The 13895-nt window shown below is 40.5% G+C and carries 12 protein-coding genes and 2 pseudogenes; 8 read left to right on the top strand and 6 right to left on the bottom strand.

The genetic code is table 11. The annotated features are described in order from the left end of the window. The first annotated feature begins 137 nt into the window (after positions 1–137). Positions 138–503: a hypothetical protein gene (locus ACFE90_RS28185; RefSeq protein ID WP_375505700.1), complete on the top strand. Its 366-nt coding sequence runs from the start codon at positions 138–140 to the stop codon at positions 501–503. 249 nt (positions 504–752) lie between these two features. On the opposite strand, the pseudogene ACFE90_RS28180 reads toward ACFE90_RS28185, so the two are convergent. Together ACFE90_RS28180 and ACFE90_RS28175 are read right to left on the bottom strand one after the other, a co-directional pair. Further along, positions 753–1172, bottom strand: a pseudogene (locus tag ACFE90_RS28180) (IS701 family transposase); the annotation flags it as partial. A 196-nt stretch (positions 1173–1368) separates the two neighbouring features. After that, a pseudogene (locus ACFE90_RS28175) lies at positions 1369–2161 on the bottom strand (IS5 family transposase). Between the two features lie 982 nt (positions 2162–3143). On the opposite strand from ACFE90_RS28175, the gene ACFE90_RS28170 reads away from it, so the two are divergent. From ACFE90_RS28170 to ACFE90_RS28160, 3 genes are all read left to right on the top strand, one after another. Next, positions 3144–3902 carry a gamma-glutamyl-gamma-aminobutyrate hydrolase family protein gene (locus ACFE90_RS28170; protein WP_375505699.1) on the top strand — a complete coding sequence of 253 codons (759 nt, stop codon included), beginning with the start codon at positions 3144–3146 and terminating at the stop codon, positions 3900–3902. Beyond that, positions 3877–4257 carry a hypothetical protein gene (locus ACFE90_RS28165; protein ID WP_375505698.1) on the top strand — a complete coding sequence of 127 codons (381 nt, stop codon included), beginning with the start codon at positions 3877–3879 and terminating at the stop codon, positions 4255–4257. Before ACFE90_RS28170 ends, ACFE90_RS28165 begins: the two co-directional genes overlap by 26 nt. Before the next feature lie 131 nt (positions 4258–4388). Beyond that, positions 4389–4850 (top strand): hypothetical protein, encoded by a 462-nt coding sequence (locus tag ACFE90_RS28160; RefSeq protein ID WP_375505697.1) that lies wholly within the window; start codon positions 4389–4391, stop codon positions 4848–4850. A gap of 266 nt (positions 4851–5116) precedes the next feature. On the opposite strand, the gene ACFE90_RS28155 is transcribed toward ACFE90_RS28160, so the two are convergent. The 3 genes from ACFE90_RS28155 to ACFE90_RS28145 all read right to left on the bottom strand — a co-directional run bounded on the left by ACFE90_RS28155 (position 5117) and on the right by ACFE90_RS28145 (position 6477). After that, positions 5117–5524: a VOC family protein gene (locus tag ACFE90_RS28155; protein WP_375505696.1), complete on the bottom strand. Its 408-nt coding sequence runs from the start codon at positions 5522–5524 to the stop codon at positions 5117–5119. 121 nt (positions 5525–5645) lie between these two features. Next, entirely contained in the window at positions 5646–6143 is a 498-nt protein-coding gene (locus tag ACFE90_RS28150) for an SRPBCC domain-containing protein (RefSeq protein ID WP_375505695.1), read from the bottom strand. Continuing rightward, positions 6127–6477: an ArsR/SmtB family transcription factor gene (locus ACFE90_RS28145; RefSeq protein WP_375505694.1), complete on the bottom strand. Its 351-nt coding sequence runs from the start codon at positions 6475–6477 to the stop codon at positions 6127–6129. Before ACFE90_RS28145 ends, ACFE90_RS28150 begins: the two co-directional genes overlap by 17 nt. 918 nt (positions 6478–7395) lie before the next feature. Here ACFE90_RS28145 and ACFE90_RS28140 point away from each other — a divergent pair. Both ACFE90_RS28140 and ACFE90_RS28135 read left to right on the top strand, forming a co-directional pair. Then, positions 7396–7674, top strand: coding sequence for a hypothetical protein (locus tag ACFE90_RS28140; protein WP_375505693.1), 279 nt, complete (start codon positions 7396–7398; stop codon positions 7672–7674). An 8-nt stretch (positions 7675–7682) separates the two neighbouring features. Further along, positions 7683–7883, top strand: a complete 201-nt coding sequence (locus ACFE90_RS28135) for a hypothetical protein (RefSeq protein WP_375505692.1) — start codon at positions 7683–7685, stop codon at positions 7881–7883. 603 nt (positions 7884–8486) lie between these two features. Here ACFE90_RS28135 and ACFE90_RS28130 read toward each other — a convergent pair. Beyond that, complete coding sequence (locus tag ACFE90_RS28130; protein WP_375505691.1) at positions 8487–10862, bottom strand: hypothetical protein; 2376 nt, start codon at positions 10860–10862, stop codon at positions 8487–8489. 519 nt (positions 10863–11381) lie between these two features. Here ACFE90_RS28130 and ACFE90_RS28125 point away from each other — a divergent pair. Next, complete coding sequence (locus ACFE90_RS28125) at positions 11382–12551, top strand: glycosyltransferase family 4 protein (RefSeq protein WP_375505690.1); 1170 nt, start codon at positions 11382–11384, stop codon at positions 12549–12551. A 63-nt stretch (positions 12552–12614) separates the two neighbouring features. Continuing rightward, positions 12615–13760: a glycosyltransferase family 4 protein gene (locus ACFE90_RS28120; RefSeq protein ID WP_375505689.1), complete on the top strand. Its 1146-nt coding sequence runs from the start codon at positions 12615–12617 to the stop codon at positions 13758–13760. Positions 13761–13895: the final 135 nt, after the last annotated feature.

Here is a 13895-nt window from a genome sequence, read left to right as displayed (position 1 = left end):
CACGTCCGGTTTTGAAGACGAGTCAATTTGGTGACAAATTGGCTTAGTTCAACCCCTTTGCTTGCAACTTAACCTCTGCCCTTAAATACCCGGATATTGATGCGGATGGGGCTGATGAACTGGTCGCTCGTGATTTATTGAAATTTCTTAAGGGTTTAGATGGAAGCGAACCTTACTCCCATAAAAACTTACTTATCGTGATTGATGAAGCGATGCGGTTGCTGTCATTGTTGGAGGAGAGCGATCGCACTTGGGCGATTCAATATTTACTTTCTCGCTTCGCTAAGTCTGGCGGTACATTAATTGTCGTCTTGCATGGCTCTAACCTGACAAGTGTTGTAGGTAAAGCTACGGCTGGACTGGCAGACACCTTTAAGCAATCGGTTAACTTTATTGGTTGTGTAGCTGTTGCGGTTAGCGCTGGTGGTCTGCGCAAAATGAATGTTGCTAGTGGAGAATATTTCAAAGCCAACCCTAACAACTTTCTAGTAGGGCTAAACTGATGGAGTCATTTCGAAGCTGAAACTCGTGAGGATGCGATCGCATCTCTACAGGAAAAAATTAAAGCAAGGCTAGCAAATATTGAGATTTTGACGATAGAAGTTTCAAATAATCCCTGGACAGATTTTATTGGTATGTTTGAGGGAGATGGGGAATTTGCAGAGCTGGCTGAGGAATTGCGGACAGAGCGTGAGTTAAATATATCCCTCTTCTATCACTCTCCGGAGTAAGCAAGTAGTAAATAAGTTAAATTATCCAGAAGCAAAACCTGGTTTAAATTGATTCATTGCAGCGATTAAATGATTAAAGCCCAGCAATAAATTTGAATTAGGAAAAATATCTAGCCAGGGATAAATCAGCCAAAATAGTAAGAGTGGTTGGACAATTAGACGCAGATTATTTAAAGTATTCTTCCATCCGCATTCATGGTTCCATAGCTTATGATTAGAAAAATCAACATCACTGTTTTCTTGTACCTCTGTTTCAATGTGATGAGATTTATTTAAATCTAAAAATGCTAGAGAATTTAAACTAATCATTGTGTATACAGAAAAAATAATTTCCCACCATCTTTCAATATGTTGAAAATTAGTAAATCTGTAATCTGTCCAGCCCAATTCCTGTTTACACTGCCGAAAACCATATTCTACCCATGTTCTTAATCCATAGAGAAAGCATACCATCCTCACCGCTCCAGCAATTCAGGTATTAGACTACACCTGTAAAAACACAGAAACATTGAATATTGCATCTCTACAACCGGGAGATACATTACTAGTAGGGAACCCAATTATGTCCGCGTCGTAACTACCCACTAAGGTATCATTACCCTTAGAGGATGTTTTAAAAGTCAAAGCGAGTCAAAAATTATGCGAGTCGTCTGACCATGATCCGAATCATTGCTATGTAGATAAAAGTCTCGGAAGTTTCGGGGAGTCTTTCATAATCCTTACTCAAACGCCGACACCAATTGAGCCAGCAATCATGTTCTTTCTACGACCTACCGTTTTGGTAATAGAATAAAACCTTTCTTCTCCAAGAGTCTGAGAACGATTTCAACATTAGCCGTAAACATATCCATCACCCAGTGCATAAAATCTTCTCCCCGATATCCTCCATCCATCCAAATTGTATTTAAGCGTTTAACCTTATGCTCCATACGATGGACTTGTTGGAGGACTTTCTTCCCTCCCTCACGTTCAGGAACACTGGCAGCAGTAACCAAAACGCGTAAAACTAGCCCTAACATATCCACGCTCAGATGTCGTTTCCGTCCATTTATTTTCTTGCCTGCGTCATAGCCCACATCTTGAGAAATCATCGTTGCCGTTTCCACTGATTGGCTATCAACTGCGGCTTCTGATGGGCTTGGCTCACGTCCTACTGCGACCCGCGTCCACTGATAAACTTTGTCATGTATTTTTAGCCATGTTCCATCTTTACGCCAGTTTCGGAAATAACCATAGACCGTTTCCCAGGCAGGAAAATCACCTGGTAAAGCTCGCCATGTACATCCTTCACACAGGACATAGAGAATGGCATTCATCACGGGATACATCCCTATGTTACGGGGACGACCACCTGGTTTGGCACTTGGAAATAGGTCTGCAATCAGTTCCCACTGTTCCCATGTCAGGTTACTACGATATGCTTTTGTCATTCGCTCACGAGGTGCTGGTATCTACAAATTTCAGCATAAGCCTTGTGAGCTTTCTTACAATAGCCCCCCACTTTTAAAACATCTTCTTAGTTCCAATCATGTTTGCCATAATCTTTTACTACCTAAATCAATTTTTTCAGTAACTTCAGTTCTCAACCTTAAGGTTAGTACTGTTTTCCGGCACAAAAACTCGCCTCAAGGATGATGCTTTGGCCATACTTTACTGGGCTAATTTTGAGACTCACTTCCGTTTGTAATTTCGGTTTAGGAGTGTTATTGAGTCAACACTGTTGTATTTAACAGAGGTTGATTAAGGAATTATGCATTCGCCGAAGAACCGTTTCTTCTCGGCTCGACTTTATCCAAAATTGAGAAATCAGTTTTCTTGATACGGCAAAAATCCTAGCTTTTTGGCAAAAGCTTTTTCGATGTCACTGATTCTTGGTGAAATTGAAAAAATAAAACTACCGTCCTACCAAAGGTTTCAGCGTCAGCTTGAGCGTTGCCAAAAAATGGATAAATTCGAGCTTAGAACATAAACGGCTTAGAAAATCCACATATAAAAGGACTTTCAAGCCCATTGTCTTTTCCCAGCTATAGTTGACCAGCCAGATAACAAGTTTAACGATAGACTGGGAAGAAAAATTGTTTGAGGAATTATTAATGGTACTAAGTAAGTCGGTGCAATAAAACCAAACTGTGTGAAGAAAAGTAAATAAGGCTCAAACTCTTTCTCCCCCTGCTCCCAGCAAGAACTGCCCCCTGCGTTATTCCAACAATAATTATTTACGCCGACCTACTTAGTACAGCGGGCGCGGAAATAAACAGACCATTCTAAATGGTACAAAAGCCGAAAATAGAATTCTTTGGCTTTTGACTGACGCACAACGATACTAGTTCATGCTTGGAGCGCCTTAAACAACACTAACTAAAGCGGAACTTGCAACAAAACTGCTAGACGAAATACTGAAATAGCATCAAGATGAGTAGAAAATCTCGAAAACCATTGATTGGAATTACAACTTACGGTCGCCTTGCAGCATTACCATTCTCTCTGCCAAGTGAATATATAGATGCAGTCCGTGCTTCAGGTGGCGTTCCCATATTATTACCACCAGGAGAAGTTGAGCCTGCCATACTTCTAGATTCTTTAGATGGTTTAATCATCTCTGGTGGTGGAGATATTGACCCTGCTTGTTACAACGGTTTTGCTCATCCTACTATTTATTCTGTCGATCGCGAACGTGATGCTTTTGAATTGCAGCTTGGCAAGTTTGCTCTTGAACGTCATCTGCCGATATTGGGTATTTGCCGCGGTTTACAAATTCTCATCGTTGTCTGTGGGGGTACTCTAATTCCTCACATTCCAGATGTTTATGGTACATCTGCATTACATCGTCTAGAGCCTGAACCTGGACGACGTTTACATACAGAGCATCTCGTCAGGATAGATGTAGAAAGCCTTTTAGCTGACTGTTTACAGAATTATCATATCTCTGTAGTTTCTTGGCATCATCAAGCGGTAGATAAAGTACCGCCTGGTTGGCGGGTTGTTGCTCATGCTTGGGATGATGGAGTCATTGAAGCTGTGGAGCATGAACATCATCCTTGGGCAATTGGTGTGCAATGGCATCCTGAGCTTTCAATTCTCGATCCCAGTCATCAAAGACTTTTTCAAGCTCTCGTTCAGGCTGCACATACAAAACACTTACGGGATGAGCCTAAACCCGGAACTGGTTGAACAAGATGACTCTGGCAAGCTGATTCGGAAGATTGTCGCACCTAGGCAAATGATTACCGATGACCTTGAACGAGAATTTGTGACACCACCGACTGTTGTCATGGAACAGAGTAAATCAAAATGTGGAACGTTACCAAAGTGGGGCGATTGCGCTTCATCAGTTGCCGCAACCACTGAAAAACATTACTGCCCTGCCGTTCGACCGGGAGCTAATCTGTCTCTCGTCGCTAAAGCTGTAGGCGTGGCTGATGGTGAGCTAATAAAGAACAGATTGGGCACTAGCAAATTGATCTACTTCCAGTGTATTTCTGGAAAACAGATTGTGCCGTATGTATCTAAGATAAATATCAATTGAGATCCTATGGATTTAATGATTAATCGCTTTGTCAATTTCATTTTTATTAATTTTTTTCCCTCAGCAAAATTTCATATACTAAAAATCTCATAATATTTATTGACAATATTTGAATATTCAAAGGTAAAGTAATGCTCAATATAGATTTAGAACGACTTCTTTACGCAGTGCAAATAGATTTTCAAACAGAGGTTACTAAGATTGCTGGGCAAGCTTTTAGCGACACTCAGTTTCAGTTATCAGCTCGAAAAATTGGCAAGGTTCATGCAGCTTTAGTTGTACCACAAATTTATTTAAAATCATTACACCAAGACTATCAAAACATTGTTGATAATAATTTAGCTATTACTTTTAAAAGTGAAAACCGTGCTGTAGGAAATTTTCAAGTAAATTATTTACCTAAAATAAATATCTTAACTATATCTGGGTATTACAAAGAGGGCACGGCTTATCTGTGTTATTCTCCAGCGATGAATCCTGATTGGTACAATGGCAGAGGTTATAAAATAGCTCGCCCTGATTGTATTGGAGAAAAATTTGAGTTGTTAGCGAACAAGTTTTATCCATTTTTTGAAGAATTTTTTGCAGTTTAATTCTAATTAAACGCGTTGTCAGGATGGCTATAGAGCGACGAATTATTTGACCAGAGTCACAGATTACGGTCAAATAATCTGTCGCTCTACAAAATCAGCAAACAATTGATGAGCGTTGCGGCGTGATATTGGAGTTTGAGGATGCTTAAGAAAAATAAGTTTGCTCAACTGCTGACAGATGGCCCACAGTGGACTGAATGGATGGCGTGAGAAAGTTGGGTTTAGTACAGACTATTTTTAGAGTTAATTCCTCAAACATCGCATTTTCAACCTTGATTTATTGCGCTTGGCTCCATATAGATAATTTCCCAAATGTGGCCATCTAAATCAGCAAACCCATGTCCATACATAAAACCGTGATCTTGCGGTTCATTATAGGTTGTTCCATCGGCGGCGACAGCAAGGCGAACCATTTCATCGACTTGTTCTCGGCTATCAGAAGATAAGCACACAAGGACTTCTGTGCTTTTTGTCGCATCACAAATTTCTTTAGGAGTAAACGTCTGAAATTTCTCATGCGTCAAGAGCATAACAAATATATCATTGCTCACAATCATCGAGGTAGCTGTCTGATCAGTAAATTGGGCATTGAAATTGAAGCCAAGTCTACTAAAAAACTCCACGGACCGATTGAGGTCTCGTACTGGTAAATTCACAAAAATTTTAGTAGCCATGTTTTCTGCTTTTGAAAGTTCATTTACGTATTTGAAATATCGACAAGCTAAGGCTAATGTTCTACTTGAGTGTTTTATGCAGACCACTCGTTAACCACCTCATCCCTAATAAGAGTTCTACTCAAGCTTTCGCCAAAAACTCATCGAGGCAGTCAAAAGTGGAGTTCCACCCTTCGATCACACCCATCTGTTCATGCTTACGTCGGTCCTCAATAGACTCATGCATAATCTGGAGTGTGAGTTTGGTATTGCCATCTAAATCCTCGAAAATGACTGTTATAACCATTTGCTTCGGCAAATCAATGTTCACCACCTTTTCAAAGCCTTCATCAAATTCATCAGTGGTGACAATCTTATAAAGGGGTACGATTTCGCGAAAGACACCTTTACTTGGGTACTCTGTGCCATCTGGGCCAATCATAACGTAGCGCGATTTCCCACCGGGACGCAGATCCATCTCAATCACACGGGTTGTGAAACCTTTGGGCCCCCACCACTGCGCTATGTGTTTAGGATCAGTCCATGCTTGGAACACAAGGGAGCGCGGCGCTTTCAAGACGCGGGTGATCACGATCTCACGTTGAGATTGAGCATCATTAGAGTCATTTTTGTTGCTCATTTTGTTTCTCCTGAGTTTGTAATTCGTGCAGGTAATCATCAAGCTGATCAAGCCTCTGTTCCCACAATTGACGATATTGCTCAATCCAATCCGCCGCGTCCCTGAGTGGCTGTGCTTTAATCTGGCAAGGTCGCCATTGAGCTTCGCGACCCCGCGAGATTAATCCAGCACGTTCTAACACCTTGAGATGCTTTGAAATTGCAGGAAGGCTCATCTTAAAAGGCTTCGCTAACTCACTCACCGATGCCTCACCCTTGGCGAGGTGAGCCAGAATTGCACGCCGTGTAGGATCGGCTAGGGCCGCAAAGGTAAGGCTCAGTTGCTCGTTAGACATTTTTGTTTAACCTAATGGTTAATTAACTACTAGGTTAAATGTACTATTGAAAAATGTCAAGCCTCCACTTAAAGGAAATCCAAGAAATAAAATGCCCATTTGGGCAATATATACGTTGTGCTGCGTAACACCTAGTAGTCTGCCAACCCAAAAATGCGCTTGTGAGGGCTGGGGTAAGGGGTAAGGGATTACTTACCCCTACCAAAATCGCCTACAATGCCCGATATTTTACTAATGGCTCTTTGCCTTGTATTGGGCGTTGTAGGCGATTGGGAAGATTGGGAAGGGTTGGGGAACCTTAGATAAACTTAGGGGGTACTGGGGCGGGTTTGATGATTAATATCTGTTAATAAGCAGGTTGTAACCGCTAATTAACCATCAGCCTAAAACTCAAATTTTACGCAGTAATTTAAATTTATTACAAAAGTTTACATAAGCTATTTCTCTAGAATAGCTTGGATTATTCCTCATCCTGGGGTGAATTAGTAGGGTAATGCCGAAGGCTGCAAGCTCCACTACCCCTGCCACAATCGCCTATAACAATTTTCGGGTAGAAATCCCACGGCCACCACCACATACACGCCTAGAATTGCACTCCTTACCCCACTCGTAATTTGAGTGGGGCATTGGGTATTCGGGAATGACGGAAAGAGAAGAGAGGCGATGCCTTCGGCGGCAAGCTACGCAAATACAAGGGTCAAAAAGTTCAGTTAGTAGCGATAAAAAATATCGCTACTAACTGAACTTTTTGATCAGTCTATACAGTTAGTGCCACCATACTAGCATTATTGTATAAACCTACCGATTTCCTAACTGCGCTGCTGACTCAGCGCTTTCCTTATCTGACTATCTTTTCATATTTCAAGACTTCAGTTATTAAATCTCACATTATATTTCTATATTTGATTGGCAACTGCGTTGCCTGACGGCGGCGTTGCCTCATCTCCCTGCGATCACTCTTCCCTACCGTCGCCACAGTCGCCTATACCACCTTTCGGGAATCCACAGCAACACCATACACACACCGCAAATTCCAAAATTAACTCCACTTGTGATTTAAGTGGGGTAGCCGATATTGGGGAAGAGAGAGCAGGCGATCGCTTTTGGGGATGGATCGGTGATGTGGGTGGGGTGGATGGGGTGAATAGAGAATGGTTAGTGACTAAAGAATGGTACTATTACAACATTCCGCCTTGAAAATTAACATGAAAAATACAAAGCTGGAAAAAAAAAGTTTGTTCAAGGTAATAGATGATGCCGAAGCGATACAAATAAGTGGCAGTCTAAGTAGTCTTAAAATTAAATGTCGATTTGATCCAAAGCCGCTTTTTAAATGTCGATTTGATCCAAAGCTGCTTTCAGAAAAAGGTGTACTCACCGATGTTATACCTTCGACGGTAGCCTAAACGTCCGATACCCAGACCCGTGAAACGCTTTCGCAATCGTCATAATTTCGCTCAGAAATTGTAATTATTTCACTCTAGATAATTTAGATTATGCGTATTGTGCCTGTCCCATTGCAGACGGCACAAATTTTCTTTCTAACCTTCCCCATTCCCCAACATTTGAGGCACGTAAAAAGGCTTGCTCTAATTCCCTCCTTATTACTGTAATATCATGTCCGCCAAATTACCCATAATAAAAGAACCACTCCCCACAGGCCTACAGTGTACACACAAGTCGAATTACCCCCCTTAATCCCCCCTTTCCAAGGGGGGAAACAAGAAATCTAATTCCCTCCCCAATCTTCGCGGGAGAAAATAAGATTTCTTGTTCCCTCCCCAATCTTCGCGGGAGAAAATAAGATTTCTTGTTCCCCCCCCAATCTTCGCGGGGGAAACAAGATTTTTTGTTCCCTCCCCTTTCCAAGGGGAGGGTTAGGGTGGGGTAAAACTGACGCTAAAACCTCAGTTAATCAGCTATTTCAGACTTGTGTGTACACGGTAGCCCCGCAGGCGGGGTGGGTTCTTGGGGTTTAATAACTAATCAAGCGGACATAATATAAATACTCACCCCGCCAGCCGATACATAATCACTTTTCCTTTCCAATTTTCTTCCACAAATACCAGATGTTCACCATTTGAACGCCGAAAAGCGCGGATACCGTAGGGTATATCAATCCAGCCACTTTCGCTGCCAACTTCTGGGCCTGGTTTTAACTGTTGTACTTGCACTCCCGTTGTGGCATTGTAGACATATACCTCTGCGGTTTTGACTGTCACGGCAAATACATAGTCTCCCGTCACACTTATGGCCGCCGTAGACACTTCGCGTTTGCCAGTGGTGTCGTGAGGAATTACAATCCGCCAACGGGGAGTACGATTTCCTTTACTCCAATTGTCAAAACGGGCAATCTCAGATCCCACAACTCCAGTATCGTCACCGAATGCGGGGTGATCTACTGTAAAACCTGACAAATACATACTATCTGTTTGCGGGAAATATTCGAGCCGCCGCAAATCGTTAAAAATGTCAGGAGTAGTTTGCTTTTCCATCGAACTATAGCTGTAGATGGGGTTGCCTTTGGCATCTATTCCCTGTAAAGGATAGTGTCGAATGCCATCTTTTGTTCGCAAAGCTTTCCAAACATCTCCTTTGCTGTCTACCCACCATCCGCCGATATAGGGATAATCTTTGCTGGTATCATATTCGTTCTTGTCAAATTTGCCATTTCCGTTGCGATCGCGCCAGATCCATTCCCCTTGTTTTGGTTGATTCGGTGGCCAATTTCCCTTGAGAAATGGTTTATCTGCGCCATTGCTACCGACAAACATTCCGGCTGGAATAGCTACTTTACCATCTGTGGCTGGATTAAAACGATATATTTGCAGAAAGCTGTTATACATATCCGTGAGAAACAAAAACGGCTTCCCTTGGATGCGGCGAACAAAGGTTCCATCTGGCGATGTATGCAGACGGGGATCTTGAGGATATTTGAAAGCATTTAAAGTGTAGGCTTTATAAGTCCATTGCTTACCAGTAGGCTTACTGTAATCCATCAAATAGTGTTCTTGTTTGGTGAATAAATCAACACCATCAGTTTTCGGATCGGCATCTGCATTATCGACGAATATCAATCCTAGCGATCGCCATATTAGTTTTCCCGATGGCGAAAATTTCCGCAAATCTGTTCCTGATTTGTTGAAACCATTACTATTTATATAAATATTACCTGAAGCATCTGTACCAACTCCAGTAAGTCCATAAAGTTTCAAATCTCGAACTTCACCAGGAACTCCTGCATAAATACCGCCTTTAGAACCAAAACTACCCACCTGTACTGGCTTATCTTTGATGTCATAAACCAAGATTTGCTGACGCGGCCCATTTTCTGCCACCAACAGCTTACCTTGATGATCAATTGCGATCGCAGTTGGTTCAACGATATCTGCAATCTGTTGGGGTAATTGCTTTCCACTCGGCGAATAATGTAAAATTTTGGCAGGCTTACTACCATTTTTGCTTTGAATAATCCAGAGAGTTTTTTGTAGATCAATAGTTATTGCTCCGGGATTAGCAACTGTAAAGGTGCGTAGTTCCTTCATCGTATCAGTATCATAGACACGAATCTGGTTGGTAGCAAAATCACTCACATACAACTCGTTACCCACAGTTGCTAATCCAGTGACTTCACTTTTAGTACTGGTAATTAACATACTTTTATCCCAGCCACGCCCTTCAGGAAAAGGCGCAGGTTTTCCCGACAAATCATAGCGTCTAACGCAATGCCAAGTCGTTCCTTCTTCTGGGTAATCTTCATTGGTTTTGCCCTTCGATCCTTGAGTCATGGCAATGTAAATATATTTACTATTTACTGTTACAGCTATGCCACCACCACGACTCCAACCGTGAGTATCCCCAATAGCACCAATAACCTTACCATCCTTATATATTGCTGCTTCCATTCCCGCCTCATCCCAATGGCTATTAGTATAAACTGTGCCATCAGGGGCAACATACATTGCCTCAATATTGTTTTGTACTCGCAGATTTCCACTGCCAATCGTGTTACCTATCCACGATGTTTTATAGGTAGGTGTGGATCTTTTTGTATCATTTTGTACTAGCAGATTTTCACTAGCAATAGTATTAATTATCGATATTTCTTTGTGTATAAATGTCGGTGTTTCAGTATTATTTTGTATCGACATTTTACTGCCAATAGTATTACTTATCGATAATGTTCTGTAGATAAGTGTGCGTGTTCCGGTTGTCGCCCAGTCTGTTGTAATTCCAAGAGTAGTAACAATTACTCCAACAGTCAGACTGAGTAAAAAGTTAAAAGTTTTACTTTTTTGTATATATCTAATCTTAAATATTTTTTTGAGGTGCTGGTTGAGTTGGTGACGGAGTTTTATTAACTGCGCCAGTAATTTATTTTTCATATACTTTTTAAGCTTTTAATTATTTATATACAATCATTTTTTCGGTAATCCGCAAAAAATATAACTATTTTGAAGTGACTAAAATACAGGCTATGCATAGACATGACATTTGATAGCAAGTTTTACATAAGCTTTATAAAACTCACCTGATTCTTTGAATTTTGAGTTAATACATTTAGGGTATTAATATTTACTTATTATTAAATACTATTGGTAAAAATTAATACAAAACCATTATAAATTTATTACTTTATATCAGATTTTGTCTCTTTCTATATAGCATTCAGCTTTATTGATTAGCAGGTATTATATATATCTAGCTCGGTGTTGTTTAGTCAATAAAAACACAGTTTTAATTCCTTGTTGACGTTGACATATAAATAGTTTATAAATTGGTTTTCTATATAAAAAATATTATTGGTAATGTATATTTAGAAATTTTAGTGATTCAGATTTGGATACAGATGTAGGAGCGCATAGATGTGCGCCTGTTTTAATGTATTTATAGGAGATATATCAGTGGAAAATAAACCAGAAAATTTTGCTTCATCATCTGCATCTATTCTCACCCTTGGATTGGGCTGGTTTCCCAAAAGTCCTGGAGGATTAGAAAGGTATATTTATGAATTAACTCATAAATTATCTGCAAATAAAGACCAGGTTGAATTATGTGGAGTCGGTCTACCAGAGGCTGAAATAAATTCGCTGATTAAGCTGACTAATTTGGCGAGTCCCGACAGTGCTATTTGGCAAAGATTATGGTCTATTCGCACTAATTTCCAGAAAACAAGAATAAGCAAACCAGATGCTATTAATTTGCACTTTGCATTATATAGCTTTCCTATTTTAGATATTTTACCAAAAGGAGTACCAGTTACTTTTAACTTTCATGGCCCTTGGGCTTCTGAGAGCCAGCAAGAAGTGGTTAATAAAAACCTTAGTCTTTTAATCAAGCAGTGGCTAATAGAACAAAACACTTATAATCGCTGCGATCGCTTCATTGTTTTGAGCAAAGCATTTGGTAAAATTCTACATAACAAATATCAAGTACCGTGGAGCAAAATTAATATTATTCCTGGTGGAGTTGATATTAACTGGTTTCAGCCAAATTTATCACCCCAAGAGGCTTGTACAAAGTTAGGCTGGCCAAGTAATCGCCGTATCCTATTTACATCACGCCGCTTAGTACATCGAACCGGAGTTGACAAATTATTACAAGCGCTGGCTATAATTAAGCCCAGAATACCAGATGTTTGGCTAGCGATCGCAGGTCGTGGTCACATCCAAGCTGCACTACAACAACAGGCTACAGAATTAGAACTAGACGACAACGTTAAATTTTTAGGTTTTCTACCTGATGAGCAATTGCCTATAGCTTATCAAGCTGCTGAATTGACTATCATGCCTAGCCAATCTTTTGAAGGATTTGGATTAGTAATAATTGAGTCTTTAGCATGTGGCACTCCTGTTTTATGTACCCCAGTTGGTGGAATGCCAGAAATTTTATCAGGATTTTCACCCGATTTAATTACTACTTCAACAGAAGCCTCAGCCATTGCTGAAAAATTAGAGCAAGTGCTTTTGGGAAATATATCTATACCTTCACGAGAAGCTTGTCGTCAGTACGCTATCACACACTACGACTGGAATAAAATCGCTCAACAAGTACGGAATATTTTATTAGCTTAAACAAGTGATTGTAATAGATATTAGCATTGCGATGTGGGTCAAATTAGACAGAATAGAGGTTTGATGAGAATTTTTTTTCTAGACCAAAGTGGTAAACCAGGCGGCGCAGAATTGTGTTTAATAGATATTGCTAAACCTTATGGCGATCGCGCTTTGGTAGGTTTATTTGCAGATGGGCCATTTAAAGATTTATTGCAGCAAAATAATATCCCAGTAGAAGTTCTCGCAACTCAAGCAATCCAAGTTCGCAAAGAAAGTAGTTTGGTACAAGGATTAAAGAGTCTGGGACAACTTGCGCCTTTGATTACTAAGGTAGTTAAAAAAGCACGTGAATATGATTTAATCTATGCCAACACCCAAAAAGCATTAGTTGTCGGAGCATTAGCAAGTTTTTTCAGTCGTCGCCCTCTAGTTTATCATTTACATGATATTCTTTCCAAAGAACATTTTAGCCAAACTAATCTTCACATTGCTATTAACTTAGCTAATCGTTTTACATCATTAGTAATTGCTAATTCCCAAGCTAGTAAAACAGCCTTTTTGCAAGCAGGAGGACGCCCAGATATCATCGAAGTTGTCTATAACGGCTTTGATCCAAAAATTTATCAAGCGGATGAGTGTGATATTAATAAATTACAGCAACAGTTAGGATTAGAAGGGGAATTTGTAGTCGGACACTTTAGCCGTCTTGCACCTTGGAAAGGACAGCATATTTTAATTGATGCCCTTGCCAAATGTCCGCCAGAGGTGACAGCAATTTTAGTGGGTGATGCACTGTTTGGCGAACAAGATTACGTCCAAAAGTTACACCAACAAGTTGCCCAACTGGGATTAGAAAAGCGCGTCAAATTTTTAGGATTTCGTTCTAATATTCCTCAGTTAATGGCAGCTTGTGACTTGGTAGCACATACCTCTACTTCCCCAGAACCCTTTGGTAGAGTAATTGTTGAGGCGATGCTATGTGGTAAACCTGTAGTTGCAGCAAAAGCTGGAGGTGCAATGGAATTAGTAGAACACGGACTTAATGGTTTTTTAGTCACACCAGGAGAACCCCAGGAACTTGTACAAGTGATTACTACCTGTTTAGAGGAAACAGAAATAATTGCAAGTATAGCTAATAATGCCAGGACTACCGCTAGTCTGCGTTTTGATATCGCAACTATTAATCAGCAAATTGCCCAACTGCTGTCTCATATCATGTCTGCTTAAATAGACATAATACTCGCGCTAACCCCACCTAACTAAAGCTACGCTTTTGCTCCCTTCCTCGCCTGCAAAGGGGTACTTTTATGGTAAGGATTCAGGTCTAATATTTAGGAAGCAGAGACGGACAAGACTGATAAC

The sequence above is a fragment of the uncultured Nostoc sp. genome (assembly GCF_964245445.1).
Lineage (GTDB): Bacteria > Cyanobacteriota > Cyanobacteriia > Cyanobacteriales > Nostocaceae > Nostoc.
Note: the sequence above shows the minus strand (reverse complement) of the source record. Positions and strands in the feature narration are given on the sequence as shown.